This is a genomic window from Arthrobacter sp. 9V, assembly GCF_902506065.1.
GTDB lineage: Bacteria > Actinomycetota > Actinomycetes > Actinomycetales > Micrococcaceae > Arthrobacter.
In genome coordinates this window covers 2,214,283-2,231,683 of the sequence record NZ_LR732912.1, presented here as the reverse complement: position 1 = coordinate 2,231,683, position 17,401 = coordinate 2,214,283, and the positions used below count along the sequence as shown (strand labels likewise).

Annotated in this window: 13 protein-coding genes; 3 read left to right on the top strand and 10 right to left on the bottom strand. The window is 62.7% G+C overall.

Annotated elements, in window-relative coordinates:
* Nucleotides 1-17 precede the first annotated feature (17 nt).
* From BACI9J_RS10460 to BACI9J_RS10430, 8 genes are all read right to left on the bottom strand, one after another.
* Nucleotides 18-1,325 (bottom strand): MFS transporter, encoded by a 1,308-nt coding sequence (locus BACI9J_RS10460; RefSeq protein ID WP_159734311.1) that lies wholly within the window; start codon nucleotides 1,323-1,325, stop codon nucleotides 18-20.
* 55 nt (nucleotides 1,326-1,380) lie between these two features.
* Entirely contained in the window at nucleotides 1,381-2,607 is a 1,227-nt protein-coding gene (locus BACI9J_RS10455) for a VWA domain-containing protein (protein WP_236558651.1), read from the bottom strand.
* A complete protein-coding gene (locus tag BACI9J_RS10450; RefSeq protein ID WP_159734310.1) occupies nucleotides 2,604-4,937 on the bottom strand; it encodes a DUF5682 family protein in 2,334 nt (777 codons plus the stop codon). The genes BACI9J_RS10455 and BACI9J_RS10450 overlap by 4 nt, the downstream gene beginning before the upstream one ends.
* A 3-nt stretch (nucleotides 4,938-4,940) precedes the next feature.
* Complete coding sequence (locus BACI9J_RS10445) at nucleotides 4,941-6,047, bottom strand: ATP-binding protein (protein ID WP_159734309.1); 1,107 nt, start codon at nucleotides 6,045-6,047, stop codon at nucleotides 4,941-4,943.
* On the bottom strand, nucleotides 6,044-7,165 hold the full coding sequence (locus tag BACI9J_RS10440; RefSeq protein ID WP_236558650.1) for a DUF5691 domain-containing protein: 1,122 nt from the start codon (nucleotides 7,163-7,165) through the stop codon (nucleotides 6,044-6,046). The genes BACI9J_RS10445 and BACI9J_RS10440 overlap by 4 nt, the downstream gene beginning before the upstream one ends.
* An 11-nt stretch (nucleotides 7,166-7,176) precedes the next feature.
* Entirely contained in the window at nucleotides 7,177-7,485 is a 309-nt protein-coding gene (locus BACI9J_RS24335; protein ID WP_236558649.1) for a DUF5691 domain-containing protein, read from the bottom strand.
* Complete coding sequence (locus BACI9J_RS10435) at nucleotides 7,482-8,780, bottom strand: SWIM zinc finger family protein (RefSeq protein ID WP_159734308.1); 1,299 nt, start codon at nucleotides 8,778-8,780, stop codon at nucleotides 7,482-7,484. The genes BACI9J_RS24335 and BACI9J_RS10435 overlap by 4 nt, the downstream gene beginning before the upstream one ends.
* Nucleotides 8,781-8,887: 107 nt before the next feature.
* Nucleotides 8,888-10,819 carry an FAD-binding monooxygenase gene (locus BACI9J_RS10430; protein ID WP_159734307.1) on the bottom strand — a complete coding sequence of 644 codons (1,932 nt, stop codon included), beginning with the start codon at nucleotides 10,817-10,819 and terminating at the stop codon, nucleotides 8,888-8,890.
* Between the two features lie 171 nt (nucleotides 10,820-10,990).
* Here BACI9J_RS10430 and BACI9J_RS10425 point away from each other — a divergent pair, with 171 nt between their 5' ends.
* Complete coding sequence (locus BACI9J_RS10425; protein WP_159734306.1) at nucleotides 10,991-11,941, top strand: 5'-3' exonuclease; 951 nt, start codon at nucleotides 10,991-10,993, stop codon at nucleotides 11,939-11,941.
* A 154-nt stretch (nucleotides 11,942-12,095) separates the two neighbouring features.
* Nucleotides 12,096-12,662 carry a Clp protease N-terminal domain-containing protein gene (locus BACI9J_RS10420; RefSeq protein ID WP_159734305.1) on the top strand — a complete coding sequence of 189 codons (567 nt, stop codon included), beginning with the start codon at nucleotides 12,096-12,098 and terminating at the stop codon, nucleotides 12,660-12,662.
* A gap of 584 nt (nucleotides 12,663-13,246) precedes the next feature.
* On the opposite strand, the gene BACI9J_RS10415 is transcribed toward BACI9J_RS10420, so the two are convergent.
* Both BACI9J_RS10415 and BACI9J_RS10410 read right to left on the bottom strand, forming a co-directional pair.
* The gene (locus BACI9J_RS10415) at nucleotides 13,247-15,127 is read right to left on the bottom strand and encodes a DUF222 domain-containing protein (RefSeq protein WP_159734304.1); all 1,881 of its coding nucleotides are present in this window, start codon (nucleotides 15,125-15,127) and stop codon (nucleotides 13,247-13,249) included.
* A 194-nt stretch (nucleotides 15,128-15,321) separates the two neighbouring features.
* Entirely contained in the window at nucleotides 15,322-16,218 is an 897-nt protein-coding gene (locus BACI9J_RS10410) for a helix-turn-helix transcriptional regulator (RefSeq protein ID WP_159734303.1), read from the bottom strand.
* Between the two features lie 129 nt (nucleotides 16,219-16,347).
* Here BACI9J_RS10410 and BACI9J_RS10405 point away from each other — a divergent pair, with 129 nt between their 5' ends.
* A complete protein-coding gene (locus tag BACI9J_RS10405; RefSeq protein ID WP_159734302.1) occupies nucleotides 16,348-17,391 on the top strand; it encodes an NAD(P)-dependent alcohol dehydrogenase in 1,044 nt (347 codons plus the stop codon).
* Nucleotides 17,392-17,401: the final 10 nt, after the last annotated feature.

Sequence of the window (17,401 nt, the reverse complement as noted above, 5' to 3'; positions counted from 1 at the left end):
CGAGCCGCATTGGGAGCTTACGTCAAAGTTTCCGTGCCCGGAGCCGCTTCGGCCTTACTGGCGCGATCGGCCAACGCACCCTGCTTCCTGCTGGCCAGCAGGAACGGCAAAGCTATGAGCTCGATGACGCCCGCCACTGCCAGCGACGCCGGGTAGCCGAAAAGGTCTGCTCCGCGGCCCAGGACCGGTTGGATGACTACGCCCCCGCTGGAACCCATCAACGAATCAAAGCTCAAAACGGTAGCCCGCTGTTTGGAGGGAATCATGTCGTTCACATACGCCTGCCGAACGGGAGTGGCAGCGGAGCCCACAACGGCCCACAGCGCGAGCAGGACCAGCGCCACCCAAAAGACACGAGTGAATCCCAGAACCAGCAGGATGACGCAGCCAGCCAAAGAGCCAACGATCAGTACCGTGGTCCGCCTGTGGAACAGCCTCCGGGCATGAGGGGCAAGCCAACCGCCCAGGACCTGGGAGCCTGCCACGATCGCTGCTGCCAGACCCGCGATTGAATAAGCCTTGGGGTCACCGAACAAGTCCAGAAGGTACGGCTGCAAGGCGTAGAAGACATAGATGCCGACGCCGGCAGTGAAGGGTGCCGCCAACATGACGTAACGGACGGGCGGGTTTTTCAGACCGTTTTCGATCGAGGCGTCCAGCACCCCTTTGGTGGCCCGAAGAGGGTGCGTTGAACGCTCAGGTGAGAAGCCGACGTCGTGCATGAGCCCAAAAGCGACAGCAAACATGGCCAGCAGCACCAGCACGCGCAAGAGGAAGGGTACGCCAAGGTTCGTAGCCTGGGCTATCACCCCACCGGCCACCGAGCCCACCAACATGGCTACGCCCTGAACCATCTGCCCGCGACCCAGCACGGATTCCAGCCCGCCTTCATAGCCCGAGAAGCGCAGTGCATCAACGAGCCATGCTTCAACGGCACCCGAAAAGAACGTAAAGCCCAAGCCCAGGAGGACCGAGACCACGGCCCACATCCAGAACGGTGCGGAGATCTGCCACATCACAAAATACAGGTAGGTTGATACGGCCAAGGTCACCGTTCCCAGCAGGAACGAGGCACGCCGCCCCCAGCCATCAGCAATCACGCCCGTGGGGACTTCGAACAGAACCATGCCCGCCGTGAAGAAGGCGTTGGCGGCAAACGCCTCAAGATTGCTCAACCCGGCATCCAGCAGGAAGAGGGTGTTGATGCCCCAGATGAAGGAGGCCGCAACCGTATTGCCCAGCGTCAATGTCAAGTACACGCGTTGGATCTTTCGGGCGGCGTCGTTCAGGGTGTCGCCGCCCTCGCCGGTGCGAGGATGGACCACCAGCTAATTCTCGTCCCGTCCCGTGTGCTTCGCCAGAGCCTTTGGCAGTTACAGGCTACTTTTCGTGACTCGTAGGGATGTCTTGGGAGGCCGCCCATTCGCTGACGTCCCTGCGTTCAATGGCAGCGGCCATCATGTCCGGGAAAAGGTCCGGCGTGCACGCAAAGGCGGGTACACCGATCCCGGCCAGCGCTGCCGCGTGGCTGGAGTCAAAGGACGGATGGCCGCTGTCGCTGAGCGCCAGCAAAGCAATCATGGTGGTTCCTCCGCCCACAATGGACGCGGCACGACGCAGCATTTCTTCAGCTATGCCACCTTCGTAGAGGTCGCTGATCAGCACGAGGATGGTCTCGACGGGCTTGGTGATCTGGTCCTGGCAATAGGCGAGGGCACGATTGATGTCCGTGCCGCCGCCCAGTTGCACGCCGAACAGCACGTCCACAGGGTCGTCAAGATCGTCGGTCAGATCCACCACTTCGGTGTCGAAGACCACCAGTCTGGTGCTCACTGACTTAAGCGAACTGAGGACAGCACCAAAGACACTGGAGTAGACCACGGATTCAGCCATGGACCCGGACTGGTCAATGCAGAGGATGATCTCGCGCTGAATCTCCGTGCTCCGCCGTGCATGTCCAAGAAGCCGCTCGGGCACAACCGTCCGGTACTCAGGCTGGTAATGCTTAAGGTTGGCGGCAATGGTCCGGTTCCAGTCGATGTCCCTGTGCCGGGGCCGGCGGGTCCTGGCGGAACGGTTGAGCGCCCCGGAGACTGCCTGAATGGTCTTGGCCCGTAGCCTTTCTTCAAGCTCCTTGGTGACCTGCCGAATGACCGATCTGGCGGTCTCCCGCGACGCCTCCGGGATCACCCGGCCGAGCCCCACCAAGGTACTCACCAGGCCGATATCCGGCTGAACGGTCCGGAGCATTTCCGGTTCCAGAAGCAGTTGTCTTAGCCCAAGCCGGTCCATGGCATCGGCCTGCATGACCTGGACCACCGAGGAAGGAAAGTACCCGCGGATGTCGCCAAGCCATCTGGCAACCCGTGGTCCGGACGAGCCCAGTCCTCCCCGTCGGGTGGATCCGTCACCGTAAAGTTCCTCCAATGCCTGATCGCGGCGAACGTCATCTTCGGAGAGCTGAACCGGCTCACCATGCTCTGTGGAGATGCCGTCAGCCTCGTGACCGCCCAGGACCAAACGCCAACGGCTCAAGCGGTCCCGGCCGGCCGCAGCGGAATTATCCATCGCGTCAGCCGTGCGTGTCGTGGCTGAATCTTGGTTCATGCGCTTGCCTTCCATCCCAGAATTCTTGCCATGGTTTGTAGCGCGGGACCCGCACGCGACAGGTCCATGGGGGAGGATTCAACGGCGACGCCGGCAGAGCCCACCCGGCTTAATTGTTCTCCGATTTCCCGCCGTTCAGGCCTGCTAAAAGCCGAGAACGTCCTTCGGACCAAGGGCAGGACGTCCTCAAAGACGTCATCGTGCACGCCTTCCACCCAATCATCAACAATCTGCAGGAGGCGCCGATCATGGATGAGCAACGTAGCGTCGCCGGACAGCAGGCCGTCCAACCATGCAGCGGCTTCCGGGGCCGGTGTAGCTGTGGACAAACGACGGCTGAGCCGTGTTGCTACGTCTGGTCCTTCCACCAGGCCCGCATCCAGCAGCAGCCTGGTGGCGCGGCCGGCCACGGAGCCATGAATCGTGTCCGAGTGGGCCACCGCTGAGAGGGCAGCATGCCAATCATCCAATGGCAGCTCCGGCATGATGCTTAGACCGTCCTGCGCGGAGTCGATTGCCCTGCGCATCACCCCTGCAGCATCGTCATCGAGGCCGGCGCAGGCGGTGGGCAGTCCGACGCACGCGCGAACCATTGTGGCTCGCAGGATTCTGCGGACATCGGTCACGTCCACTCCGCGGACGTTTCCGTACCTGCAAGTGCGGGCCAAGGGGGCGATGGTTTCCAGGAGGGGCGGAACGTCCTGTTGAAGGGCGGTACGTTCCGCCAGGGCAGACACGACGCCTGCAATACCGTCGGGCAGTTCGGCCAGGAGACAGCTTTCCAGAAGCCTGCTCAGGACCGGCAGGCCTTCGGCTGCCTGCGCCCGCTCAGAGACAATCGTGGCAGCGGCGGAGGGAACAGTGGTGCCATAGCGGCTTGCTTCCACCAGTGAAACAGCCAGCTCGGGCTTCCACAGGAGGGTCCACGCTTCTTTGAACGTGCCGGTGGTCCTGCCGGTGTCCGTTGGCTGACCCCAGTCCACGCCCAGCAGCGCCAGGCGGTGGAGGAGTACCGAACGGGCCAACTGGTTGGGCTTGCGCAGGTCCAGGACCATGACCTCTTCCATGGCGCTGGGCTTCATGCGGAGCTTGCGCTGGGTAGCGGTGAGGTCCGCTGCCAATGGGAGCGTGGGCACGGAGTCCGGAACGTTTCCGAGCTCGCGTCCAACAGTCAGTTCACGGTGAACCAAGGTCAGGGGCAGGGGAGAACCGTCGCATAGAACGCTCTGCGCGGCATCATCCAGTTCCGGTAAACCAGGGCTGGGGCGCCCGCGAACGGCAGCCAAAGCAGTAGCCATCCTGCTTGCCTCCACAACGGACGCTGTGGACGCGTCCAAATTCTCTTTGCGGAGCGCATGGGCTACCCGGACCAACCACGTGGTGGCAACGTCCTTCGTGGGGTCGTTGGCAATCCAGTGTGCGAACAGATGTTGATACCAGCCCGGCGCCGTGACTCCTGCTCCGTATCCACTGCCCAGGCTCAACCGGTTCGATGTCCACGGAACCCAGGTGACGGCAACTTTGGTTTTTGGCAAGCCGGCGAGGACTTTGTTGTCGGCTGAAACGGCAGGAAAGCGGGCGGGCACCAACGCCGGAGCATGATAGGCGCCGCACACCACTGCGATGCGTTCGTGCCCTTCACGCATGGCCGCCCGCAGGAGGCGCCGCATGGCAGCTTCGCGGCGGCTATTTTCCATGACGTCAGGATGGTCCGCGGGACGTTGATCCATGGCCCGGATCTCAGTGATGGCCTCGATGAGGGCTTCGAACCGTTCAACGGGGTCCGTGCTCCGGTGCTCCACGGCGTCCTCCCACCAGCGCTCCGCGTCGCTGTAGCCTGCAGCTTCTGCCAACATGCCAATCGCATCGGGCCGGTACGCCTGTTGTGAAACCGCTGGAGGGTCCTCAACGACGGCGGCAGGCTGCCCGCCGTCGTCGGACGTGGTTTCGGTAGTCTTTTCCTCCTCCGCTTCCGGCAAGGCCGCAAATGCCCGTTCCTCTTCGGCCCTGAGCGCGAAGGTATTTGCTGCGGGCAGATCGATGGCGCGGACGGACTTGCCCGTGGACAGTGCCCACCGGATTGCCACCCACTCCGGTGAGAAGGAGGCCATGGGGTAGAAAGAAGCCAAGCGGGGCTCGTCCACCGCGTAGATCAAGCCGGCCACCGGTGGAACCATATCCGGATCGGTGACCAGTGAGATGACCTGGTCAAGCTCCGGCGGCCCTTCAACCAGCACCAGATCAGGTCGAAGCCCTGCAAGGGCTTCCGCAACCGAATGTGCCGAACCCGGACCGTGGTGCCGGATCCCCAGAATGTGGACGTCGGTCATGTTTCAGTTGGAAGATTCAAGATCGCGGCAGGCCCGGTAAAGGTCCTTCCATTCCGGACGGTTACGCACCACGGTCTCCAGGTATTCCTGCCAGATCACGCGGTCCTGCACAGGGTCCTTAATCACTGCGCCCACCAAGCTGGCCGCGACATCCTCTGCACGGACCGTGCCATCGCCAAAGTGTGCTGCCAGGGACAGCCCGTTGGTCATCACGGAAATGGCCTCTGCCGTGGACAACGTGGCCGATGGCGACTTGATGGTGGTGCGCTGGTCCTGAGTTACACCTGACCGCAGTTCCCGCATCACGGTGACCACCCTGCGGATCTCGGAAAGGGCTGCCAGATCGGCCGGCAGTTCCAAGGACTCACCCGGGCTGCGAACACGGGTGGTCACAATCTCCACCTCTTGGTCGATGCTGTCCGGGAGCGGCAGGACTACTGTGTTGAATCGGCGCCGGAGGGCGGACGAGAGGTCGTTGACGCCTTTATCGCGGTTGTTTGCGGTGGCGATCACGTTGAAGCCCTTCCGTGCCTGGACTTCCTCGTTAAGCTCGGGAATTGGCAGGGTTTTTTCACTCAGGATGGTGATGAGGGAGTCCTGCACATCGGAGGGAATGCGGGTCAGTTCCTCCACCCGCACCAAGCTTCCTGTCTCCATGGCGCGCATCACCGGACCGGCAACCATGGCGGCGCGGGAGGGGCCTTCAGCCAGCAACCGGGCATAGTTCCAGCCGTACCGCAAAGCCTCTTCCGGGGTGCCCGCGGTGCCCTGCACCACCAGCGTGGAAGAACCGGAGATGGCAGCGGCCAGGTGCTCACCAAGCCAGGTCTTTGCGGTTCCGGGAACACCCAGCAGCAGGAGAGCGCGGTCTGTGGCCAATGACGCCACTGCGATTTCCACCAGGCGTTCGGAGCCAAGATATTTCGGGCTGATCTGAACACCGTTGGCCAAGGTTCCACCGAGGATGTACGTGATCACAGCCCAGGGAGAAAGACGCCAGCTGGGTGGGCGGGGGCGGTCGTCAACAGCGTCCAAAGCGCCAAGTTCATCGGCGTACGCGTTCTCGGCGTGGGCGCGAAGAACGTTTGGGGCGTTCTGGGCATCGGTCATCGGAAAGCCTCCGTCAGGGATTGTTTGAATGATTGGTATTGGACGGCATCGCGCAGCACACGGCGCCGGGCGGCGTCCTTGTCCGTTTGCGCTAAAAGCTGCCGGCAACGCTCGGTGGCCTCCGGTGGCAAGGCGGTGGGCAGGTCTTCTGCCAGCAGGGCGGCCAGCCGCCCCCCGTCCTTGCCGGAAATCACTGTCAGTACCGCGTCGGCCAAGGGCGCGGACCACGGCTGCGGCAGGTCTACCAGGAGCGGAGCCAGTGTCAGTGGTTCGTCGCTGCCTAGCCTGACGTGCCTCTCCAGCCAATGTGCCCGCTCCTCCGGAGGGAGGCAATCCAGCAGCCTCCTGTCCGTCGCCGCCGTAAGAAGTGCGCGGGCCCATTCAGCGTCCTGACGGGCTGCCGTTGCAGCAATCATTGCATCCAGGATCCGCGGTTCCTCTCGCAGCAACGCAACGGTGGCCGAGCGGTTACGGCCTGTCACAGACGTCCAGACGTCCAGCGGGGCGCCTTTGATGATGGCTTCCAACCGTGACATCCGATCCGGTTCCCTGTTGCGCGGGTTACCCGGAATTCCGTCCCGAAGCGCCTCCTTATCAGGATCCGGAGGGAGGTCGATCTCCAGCCGTTTGCTCAGAAGCCCTGTGGCGTGAAGCAAGGGTCTTAGCCGGGCGGCCATGCGGCCCGCGCGCGCACTCCCGGGAAGCTGGTCCAGGAGCCTAAGGGCAACGTCCCGTACGCCTTTGGCTTTGTCGTCCAAGGCCCGCTCCAGCAATGCTTCGTCATCGTTATGGAGGTTGCCGACGAACAGCGCCAAAGTGCCGGCCCGTTCCCTGGCGCTGAGCGACGTCCAGTTCTCCGTGAGTTGGACACGCGCATCTGAAGGTTTACGTCCCCCTAGCGGACCGTAATCCGCCGCAGGCTCAGAGCTTGAGAGGTTGGCCGTAGGAGCTGCAGGATCTGGTGAAGACGGGTTCTTGATCTCTTGCATCCACCGGCCGCGGGTACCGATGGCAGGCTCCAGATGCCTGAAAACCGCGGATTTGGTCTCGGCCAGCGTCAGCAAGGCCGGTAGCAGCCGGTGAGGGACCCGTCGTCGTGATTCTTCTGCGAACCTCAACCAGTCCACTATCAGCTGGTCCGTAGCTCAAGACCCACGGGTGGCTGGGTCAGCAAAAGCTCAAGAAGGCGGGCGGCCTCGCCGTCGGCCTGTGGTTCTGTGTCGACAGGCGCCGGTGAAAAAAGTCCGGTGTCCGGCGCCGCGGATGCTGTCCGCGTCGCCCGGGTCATCACGTCAGCCAGGGCGGCTTGGTCCAACATGGATTCCTCGCGGCCAAGGTCCTCTGGCGCGCGAAATCCCAGCTCGGCGGGTGGAGGGGGAGCGTCGTGCCGCCCCGTACCCACCAGTGCTGCCGTTCGGAGTTCATCCAACCAGGTCATGGGGTCACCACCATTGAATCCACGACGACGGTCAGCGGACGCAGGCGGCCATCTTCCAATTCGCCGAAAATATGGCTCGGATGGCCACCAGTCAGTGCCAGCAAGGAGTCCAGGGGAGCGTCCACCAAAGGAAGAGAGTCGCCGTTTCCGTCCTGCAACCAGCCACTTCCCTCGGGGTTGACTATGACACCACCCAACAACACAGGAATCCTGGGCCGCCATGGCGAGCGGGCGACCGCGCCGGACTCATCCTCGAGCGCTTGCCGAATGCTGTTCCCGGGGCCGAGACCAGTGGCCGCACCTTGAGGAGTGAGAGGTCCAGTGAACATGGCACGCTGCGGTGCTGAGCCGGGGTAGCGGGCAAGTGTGACATCAAGCAGGGCCCCGGCGAGTTGCGGAGCAGCCAAACCCTGGCCCTGTACTGCGAAATCTAGGACCACCACCACGGTTCCGTCCGGCCCCTGAAGCCAGGTCCGTTGTTGCTGTAGTCGTCCGTCCTCGCTCCGGTGAGCTCCCAGAACCAGCCATGGGCCAGCCAAAGACTCCGTGTCCTGTACATCGGCAGACGCCGTGGCCCACCCAAGGGCAGCCTTGAGGTCAGCGAATTCTTCAGGGGACAGGGTGTCCCTGGCTGACCATGCCTTGGTGAGGGCCCACCAGCGACCCGCGTGAAGGAGAAGATGCTCAGCCCAGTCCGTCCTGCCGTGGACCTGGGAAGCCATCTCCCGTATTTGTTCGGCCAAGCCGGGAAGCTGGGAGTCAACCAAGCGGGCTGCAACCCCATCCCACCAGGAATATGGCTGGTTGCGCGCAGCAGCGAGTCCTGTCCGGACCAGGTCCGTTAGCCACCGCGAAAAGTCACTCACCCCTGCGTCCATGAGGGCCAGCCTGGCGGCCAGACGTTTAGCCTGTGCTTCAGGATCGGCGGGCTGCTCGGTTTGCCGGCGTTCTTTGGCTGTGGCGCGATCGGCTCGTTGATCGGCCCACGCCTGCGCGAAATCAGCGGTGTTGGCTCCTGCTTGGGCTGCTTCACCCCTGGACCACAAGAGAAGCAGTGCAAGGGCATGCTTGCAGGGGAACTTTCGGCTGGGGCAGGAGCATCGGTAGGCGGGCGCAACGATGTCCACACTTACTTGGTACGGTGTTTTTCCGCTGCCTTGGCATTTGCCCCATACAAGGACATCATTGCTGCCGGAGTCCGACCACGGGCCGGGATGCGCAAGCTTCCGCGCTGCTGCCAGTGAGGATGAGTCCGGGGCTGCGTTAATGACTGTCTCTTCGCTCCAACGCCCCATGACTCACATTCTGCCTGACGGCTCCGACACTATAGAACAGCACAGACGGTGTGGCGATGGAACTGCCGGGGAGTTGATACTCGACTCCCCGGCATTCTCCCTTGCCCCTACGCCTGGTTGCTGACCAAGCCCGGCTGGGTTTCGCTGGCAGGCCGGCCCGCCGACAACAGCGGGGCGAAGAATTCGCCGAGCTCTGCGGTGGCTGTCAGGGGCAGCACGTTGGCGACATACTGGTCTGGTCGAACCACCACAATCACGCCGTCACGGCTCAGCCCGCGCAGATCGTAGATGTCGTTGCTGGGATCGGTGCCGAAGACCTTTTCCAGGTAAGTGAGCTTGAAGGGTCCTACGGTGGGCTTGAACGCTGCGGGTACGGCGTTGATATCAACGTTGGTGTGGTCCTGCTGGTAAATCACCTTGACGTCGAACCAGGCGTCGCGGTCAAGGTTCGACGGCGTGGCGGCCAGCGGCGAGTCCGGCGAGTTCGCGATCCACTCGGCCAAGTCCGCAACTGGCCCAGGTGTGCCTGCCGGGGCGGCGTCGGCGAACACGTAGATACGCCACCGGCCGTCAGCTTTGGCGTGGTGTCCCAGGTGCATGGGGTTGGTGTCGCAAACCCGTAGGACCGGGGCCGATTTGAAGCGTTTGCCCACGGGGAAGCCGGCGGCCAATTCCTGATGCTCTGCCTTCGCAACCAGCATTGAGGGCGAGTACTGGGTCATGAAGCCGGCCGGGAACTCGGCCGTGCTGGTGTAAAAGGTCTCCAGTTCCGCCGGGTCCTCAAATTCTTCAGGTTTCTTGGCCATCAGCGTGGACCATTGTTTGTCGAAGTCGATGAGGTTTTTCGCCACTACCTGGCGTTCAGCCGAGTAGGTGTCCAGCAGGCTTTCGGGGCTTCGTCCTTCCAGGACATGACCTAGCTTCCAGCCGATGTTGAAGCCGTCCTGCATGGAGACGTTCATGCCTTGGCCGGCCTTTGCGGAGTGAGTGTGGCAGGCATCTCCGGTGATGAACACCCGCGGGGTACGCGTACCGCGCTCCTCCGGCAGAACGTCGTCGAACCTGTCCGTGAGGCGGTGGCCTACCTCGTACACGCTATGCCAGGCGACGTTGCGGACATCCAGGGTGTAAGGGTGGAGGATGTCGTTGGCCTTCCGGATGATCTGCTCAATGGTGGTCTTTCGCACCGCACCCTTGTCCGCAGGGTTGACTTCTCCCAAGTCCACATACATGCGGAACAGGTGCCCACCCTCTCGAGGGATCAAGAGGATGCTGCCACCGGTTCCGGACTGGATGGCGCATTTGGTTCGGATGTCAGGGAAATCGGTCACTGCCAGCACGTCCATGACACCCCACGCATGGTTGGCCTGATCGCCGGCAAGGTGACATCCGATGGACTCACGCACCTTGCTGCGGGCACCGTCAGCACCTACAACATATTTCGCGCGGATGACCCGTTCCTGGCCTTCGTTCGGCCCCGAGGTGTGGGCGAGCGTGACGGTGACGGGGTAGTCGCCCTCTCCATTGACATGGAGACCATGGAATTCGTAACCGTAATCGGGTTTCATCCGCGTGGGGGAGTTGGCCATGAATTCCGCAAAGTAGTCCAGGACGCGGGCTTGGTTCACGATCAGGTGCGGGAACTCGCTGATTCCTGCGGGGTCATCCACGGCCCGGGCGGCACGGACAATCCGGGAATGGTCGGCAGGGTCCGGCTTCCAGAACGCCATCTCCGTGATCCGGTAGGCCTCCGCGATGATGCGCTCAGCAAATCCGAAGGCCTGGAACGTCTCTACGCTGCGGGCTTGAATACCGTCCGCCTGGCCGATGGCCAAACGCCCCGGACGCCGCTCCACAATACGTGTGGTCACGTCCGGGAATTGGGACAGCTGAGCCGCCGTAAGCATGCCGGCAGGGCCGGTGCCCACGATGAGGACGTCAACCTCGTCAGGAAGCTCGGCCGGGCGATCGATCCCTACACCGGCGGCCGGCTCAACTCGGGGGTCACCGGATACGTAACCGTGATGGTGAAACTGCACGGGCTTTCCTCACTTCTTTGTGGGCTACTGCATTTGATTAGTTGTTCGATAATAGAACACGCTGTTCTATTATCGCTCAGACAATCGTAATGCGGCTCACACCGCTGTTCAAGTCTTTGGCTAGTCTTATGCCGGAACCTTGTGCGGCCTCCTCCGGATTGGACTGCAGACATGTCAGGATCAGGTATGCCGCGACTGATGCTCCTGGACACTGCCTCCCTGTATTTCCGCGCCTTCTACGGCGTGCCCGATTCCATTCGTCGATCCGACGGAACGCCAGTTAACGCAGTGCGTGGGCTGATGGACATGATTGCCCGCCTCACTACTGACTATGAGGCCACACATCTGGTGGCATGCTGGGACAACGATTGGCGCCCGCAATGGCGCGTGGACCTGATCCCCAGCTACAAGCAACACAGGGTCGCGGAAATCGTCTCCAACGGCGCTGACATAGAGGTTGTCCCGGACCCGCTTGAGGCACAGATTCCCATGATCCGCCGGGTCCTGGAGCTCGCCGGGATAGCGGTAGTGGGCGTTGACGAGCACGAAGCGGACGACGTCATTGGCACCTATGCAAGCCACGCAGCCATGCCCACGGATGTGGTCACCGGTGACCGCGACCTCTTCCAGCTTGTGGACGATGACCGTGCGGTCCGCGTCATTTACACCGCACGGGGCATGAAGAACCTGGAAGTTCTCACCGACGTCGTAGTCGTGGGAAAGTACCGTGTGCTGCCCCGGCAATACGCGGACTTCGCAACCCTCCGCGGTGATGCCTCCGACGGGCTCCCCGGCGTTGCCGGCATCGGCGAAAAGACGGCGGCGTCACTACTCGGTACCTATGGGTCATTGGAAGGGCTGCTGGACGCGGCGGAAGCTCCCGACGGCGGCCTGTCGGCTACCATGCGGAGCAAGCTGTCTGCAGCCGCTGACTATCTCAAAGTGGCTCCCGCCGTCGTGAATGTTGTGCGTGACCTGAAGGTGCCCAGCCTTGAAGCGGCGGGCGCTGAGCTCCGCCCCGTCACCGGAGATGCCCGCGCTGAACTGGAGAAGTTGGCAACAGAGTGGAATCTGGGTGGATCGGTCAAAAGGCTTCTGGACGCGCTGGATCAGGTCCGCTAAGACACAATCTCACAGCTGCTGGTCAATTTTCACAGCCGAATGACAGGTTCGAAACAGCTTGGACTGTGGTGGGTCTCCCATCGTGTTAAGAGGACGGAACCATTGACCGTCCCTCAGACACAAGCCGTACCAACGGATCATTGAGGAGAGGCATATGTCGAAAACCAAGAGAATCACGCTGGGAGTTGCAGCCGGAGCTTTGGCGCTGGGAGCAGGGCTGGGCGCAACCAGCATTGCAACGGCTGCCACCACACCGTCGCCGAGTTCCACAGCTTCCCCGAGCGCTACCTCGTCTACTGATGCGGGCACGCCGTCCGACCGTGGCGGAAAGCCTGGTGGGCACGGACGTGGGGCCGATCGTGGACAGATAGCCGCTGAACTGGCCACCAAGCTCGGTGTGGACGAAGCCAAGGTAACCGAAGCCTTGAAAGCCTTCCGTGAAGCGAACAAACCCACCACGCCTCCTGCCGAAGGAACCAAGCCGGACCGCACAGCACAGGATGCAGCCATGGCGAAGTCGCTCGCCGAAGCATTGGGTGTTGACGAAGCCAAGGTCACCACCGCGCTGGAAGAAATCCGGGCGGCTGGACAGGCGGAACGTGCGGCTGCGCTGAAGACCAGGCTGGACCAAGCCGTCACGGACGGCAAGCTCACTCAAGCCGAAGCTGACGCTGTGACAAAAGCTGTTGAAGCCGGGGTCCTCGGAGGAGGCGGCCACTAAGGCCACCGAAAAGGCGACATCGTACAAAGGATCCTCCGGATACGTCCGGGGGATCCTTGCTGTTGGCGCTTGCCATTGACTGACCGGGACTGAACTGGCCCGTCTCCGGGCACCCGAAGGACTCACTGGCAAACAGTTTCACCTCGTCCAGTTATCGCAGACCACCGCCACCCAAGGGGCAGGCAAGTTGGTTTCCTGTGCGGGATGTCCAGCTCCCTGCAGCAAAGGTGGGGCGGCGTCCGGTCTTGCACCGGGGCAGCGCATGTTGCCGAGCGGGGGAGGAGAAGCGCCGAGCACCCTTGTTACGTGTAGGGCAACTTACGTCACCACGCGGGGGAGGAGAAGCGCCGAGCACCCTTGTTACGTGTAGGGCAACTTACGTCACCAAGCGGGGGAGGAGAAGCGCCGAGCACCCTTGTTACGTGTAGGGCAACTTACGTCACCACGCGGGGGAGGAGCGTCTCGCGCTATGGCAACATGCCGGGGCAGCGCACGTCACTACGCGGGCTGGACTCACCCGGCCTCACCACCCGGCGCAGCGCCCGCCCCCTGTTTCTGCGCGTGCTTATGGTCCTCGCGCGTGTTTATGTTCGTTGGGGTGTGTGGTGGTGGTTGCGGCGTGGTGTTTGGTGGGGGTCGATGTGGGGTATGGCTTTGCGGATGTGGGGTGGGAAGATCCGGGTGGTGCGGCCGATGTCCAGGACGCGCGAGTCGCTGCCGAGCAGGATGGGGATGATGTCGGCGTCGCAGGCGATTTTGCGGATGGTGTTCGGGTAGATCGGGCCGGTGAACGTCGCTGTGCCCGTCCCTAAACCTGTGCCTGTCCCGAAACCTGCACCTGCAGCTGCACCCGTACTTGCAGCTGCACCCACACCTGCGCCTTTGCTGTGCTGTTGGTGGTTGGTGAGTTGTTCGAGGAGTTCTTGGTAGCCGATGGTGATGGCGAGTTGGGGTCGGTAGCCGCCGTTGGAGGGGAGTTTCCCGGTGGTCATCGCGACGCTGCAGGCACCGACGAGGCCGTTGAGGAGTTTCTGTGCCCGGGAGCGGCGGTCCAGGTCAGGGCCGGTGCCGGGTGCTGCTCCGCCGGCTCCAACACCGCCGGCTTCCCCGCCAACACCGGGTGCTGCTCCGCCGGCCCCGGCGCCACTCCGGGCCCCGGCACCGCTACCGGTGTCGTTGTCGGTGTTGGTGTCGTTGGTGGTGAGTCGGGGGTTGGTGGCGGTGTTCATGGCGGTGGTGAGGGTTTCGTATTGTTCGTCGGTGGCGAAGATTTCGATGTGGTGCAGCCCGTAGCGGCGTCGTTTGCGCAGGAACGCGCCTTGGTGTTGGCGGAGGAGTTCTTCGGAAGGTTCGGGGCCGTTCTGGTCGATGGAGTCGATCCAGCGTTTGGTCATGGTGGTGAGGAAGTCCGGGTCGGTTTCGGTTGCGGTGGCGGTCAGGGAGTGTTCCATCCGGGTGATGGTGTCCTGATCGGTGAGGTGCCGGACTTTGTCCAGGGCGGTGCTGATGATCGTCGCGGACTTCGAAGAGATCAGCCCGGTCCCGACGGTTTGGGCGAGGGTTTCGCGGCGGGCCGGGATCTCTTGGCCGGTCATCCCTGCCTGGGGGAGGACGTTGGGGGCGAGGGCGAGCCGGCGCCGTGCTTCACTGATCCCGATCCGCAACCGTGCCCGAAGGAACTGCGCCGCGTCCCGGTACCCATCATCCAGAACGTTGGCCGCGGACCCGGGACCCCCTTCCGCTGAGCCTGTCCCTGTGCCCGTGGTGGAACTGTCGCCGTCCATGTTGGAAACTGACGCCGTGTCGGTTCCCGGCACCGGGTCAGTCCAGCCCGTCCGCCACTCCTGGGAAGCCGCTGTTCCAGTGGGCGACGTCCGCCCTGCACCGGCTTGTTGTGCTTCGTTCCGGGACCGTTCCACCGCCTGCGCCGCAACAATCTGCAAGAACTCCACGCTCCGGGAGATCTCCTCAACCCTTCCCGCAAAATCAGCAGCCTCCACAAACCCCAACAATCGCACCTCATCGATGACGGTTTCACGAAGCGTCCTCAAAGCTTCATCCGCCTGCGCAAGCGGCGCCGCCATCATCCCGGGCGCCACCATCTTTCCGGGCGCCGCCATCATTCCGGAAGCGCCCTGGCCAGCCACCGAGAGGGGATCCGCGCGTCGGTTATCTCCCGGATCCACGGACTGGTCCACGGAATGACCCGTCAGCACGACCCCTGACCCAACGCCCGCATCAGCAGTGCCCCTGGATGAGCCGCTCCATGACTCCAGCCCGGAAAGCAGCTCAGCGTTTCCAGAGGTACCCGCGAGGGTCTCTGCCGCCGTCGTGTACCTAAACGCATGCTCACAAGCGGGCACCCGGGCAGGTCCACTGGAAGAGGTCAGGGCGCGTTGACGCAGCAAAGCGTAGGCGCGCTGCGAAGCCGGCCGCCCTGCCACGATCTGCCCGATGATTCCCATACAAGAACCCTGTCACGGGGCTCTGACATTTTTAGCCCGTGCCCATTTGCGCCCACGGTTTAGCTGCCTCGTATAACAGCGGGTGACGGAAAGTTGGCACCAGGTTCTTACAGCGGGGGCAGCAAACCGGGCACTTTCGCATCACCTCGGCGTGTCTGCGCCAGGCAGACTCCGTCGGTGACGTGCTGAAGAATCTATTTATTGTGAAGGTCCAGGCGAAGGCTTGAATCCTCAGGGCTTGTAAGAGTGGTGGCCCCCCAGCTTGCGAGGAGCTTAAGAGCGTCATCCGTGCCTGTGCCGGGCTCGGCGTTGTACACCGTCAAGGTCATGCCGGCGTCGGCGGAAAGCTCCAGGGCTTCGTAGAGCAAGAACAGATCTCCCACTATCCGATGACGGAATTGTTTCTTGCCGGTGTAGTGCTGCCGGACATTGTGTGAGGCCCAACGCACCCGGAATTCCTCGCTGCGGGTGGACAGTTCGCCCACCAGATCGCTGAGTCCACGGTCATAAGGATCTCGGCCCGCCTCTGTGCGCATGATGGCTACGGTGTCATTGGCGGCGCGTTCCCAGTCGGCGTAAAAGTCATGGCTGCGGGGATCGAGGAAAAGGAATCGGGCGTGGTTGGGCGGTCCCGCGGGGCTGTCGTAAATGTCCGAGTACAAGGCGCGGCCCAGTGCATTGGTGGCCAAGAGGTCCAAACGGCCGTTGCGGATAAAGGCAGGGGACCCGGTGATCGCATCCAAGGTGAGTTGAACGCCAGGCCGGATTGCCTGCTTTCGGACCGGCCGACGTCGTGACCTGCCGCCGTCGCTCGCTGCACGTGCGAGGTCGTACAGGTGAGCGCGCTCGGCGTCGTCCAGTTGAAGGGCGTTCGCCAGGGATTCCAACACGCTTTCGGAGACTCCCGCCAGATTTCCCCGCTCCAATCGGGTGTAGTACTCCACGCTTACTCCGGCCAGCATGGCTACTTCACCGCGGCGAAGGCCCGGCACGCGGCGGTTACCGCCGTAGGCGGCCAGCCCTGCATCCTCAGGTGTGATCTTCGCCCTCCTTGTGGAGAGGAAGTCACGCGTTTCGGTCCGGTTGTCCATGCTTAAACGGTAAGGCGTTCGGCCCACTGAGGGAGTCCCTGTCATTACCCCTAACAGCAGTAACTCCTTCCACTCAGGAAATCAGGGTTAGATGGAGTTATCCAACAAAGTGAACCACGCAGGAGAAACATGCCTACCGCTAACGCTTACGCTGCCCCCTCAGCCACGGGTGACCTGACCCTGACCACCATCGAGCGCCGCGAAGTGGGGCCGAACGACGTCCACATTGACATTAAGTTCGCGGGAATCTGCCACTCGGACATCCACACGGTCCGGGGTGACTGGGGCCCGCAGCAGTATCCATTGGCCCCCGGCCACGAAATAGCCGGCATCGTCACCGAGGTCGGCTCGGAGGTCACCAAGCACAAGGTGGGCGACCGCGTTGGCGTCGGCTGCATGGTGAACTCCTGCAAGGAGTGCAAGAACTGCCTGGCGGGCGAGGAACAGTATTGCCTCAAGGGAAACGTGGGCACCTACGGCTCCGTTGACCGCGACGGGACCATTACCCAGGGCGGCTATTCAAGCAACGTAGTGGTGAATGAAGACTTCGTAGTGACCATTCCTGAAGGATTGGACCTCGACGTCGCCGCGCCCCTTTTGTGCGCAGGCATCACCACCTACTCGCCACTGCACCACTGGGGCGCCGGACCCGGTAAGAAGGTTGCCGTGGTTGGCCTGGGCGGACTCGGCCACATGGCAGTGAAGATTGCAGACGCCATGGGTGCTGAGGTGACCGTGCTCTCGCAGTCGCTGAAGAAGATGGAAGACGGCCTCAAGTTGGGTGCCGACCACTACTACGCCACCAGTGACCCCTCCACGTTCGAGGAACTCGCCGGCACCTTCGATCTCATCGTCAACACGGTCAGCGCCTCGATCGACATCAGCGCCTACCTGCAGTTGCTCACGCTGGACGGCACTTTGGTGAACGTTGGCGCTCCGGCCGAACCACTGCCGGTGAACGTGTTCTCGCTGATCACGGGTCGTCGTCGCTTTGCAGGATCTGCAATCGGTGGCATCCGCGAAACCCAGGAAATGCTGAACTTCTGCGCGGAGCACGGCCTTGGCGCAGAGATCGAGGTCATCCCGGCCAGCAAGATCAACGAAGCGTACGAGCGCGTCCTTGCCTCGGATGTCCGCTACCGCTTTGTCATTGACGCCTCCACCATCGGCTAGGGACACAGCA

Coding starts and splice junctions, on each gene's coding strand:
- BACI9J_RS10420 (WP_159734305.1), top strand. CDS start 12,096: ATGTCGAAAACCAAGAGAATCACGCTGGGAGTTGCAGCCGGAGCTTTG.
- BACI9J_RS10410 (WP_159734303.1), bottom strand. CDS start 16,218: ATGGACAACCGGACCGAAACGCGTGACTTCCTCTCCACAAGGAGGGCG.
- BACI9J_RS10455 (WP_236558651.1), bottom strand. CDS start 2,607: ATGAACCAAGATTCAGCCACGACACGCACGGCTGACGCGATGGATAAT.
- BACI9J_RS10435 (WP_159734308.1), bottom strand. CDS start 8,780: ATGGGGCGTTGGAGCGAAGAGACAGTCATTAACGCAGCCCCGGACTCA.
- BACI9J_RS10415 (WP_159734304.1), bottom strand. CDS start 15,127: ATGGGAATCATCGGGCAGATCGTGGCAGGGCGGCCGGCTTCGCAGCGC.
- BACI9J_RS10405 (WP_159734302.1), top strand. CDS start 16,348: ATGCCTACCGCTAACGCTTACGCTGCCCCCTCAGCCACGGGTGACCTG.
- BACI9J_RS24335 (WP_236558649.1), bottom strand. CDS start 7,485: ATGACCTGGTTGGATGAACTCCGAACGGCAGCACTGGTGGGTACGGGG.
- BACI9J_RS10425 (WP_159734306.1), top strand. CDS start 10,991: ATGTCAGGATCAGGTATGCCGCGACTGATGCTCCTGGACACTGCCTCC.
- BACI9J_RS10445 (WP_159734309.1), bottom strand. CDS start 6,047: ATGACCGATGCCCAGAACGCCCCAAACGTTCTTCGCGCCCACGCCGAG.
- BACI9J_RS10450 (WP_159734310.1), bottom strand. CDS start 4,937: ATGACCGACGTCCACATTCTGGGGATCCGGCACCACGGTCCGGGTTCG.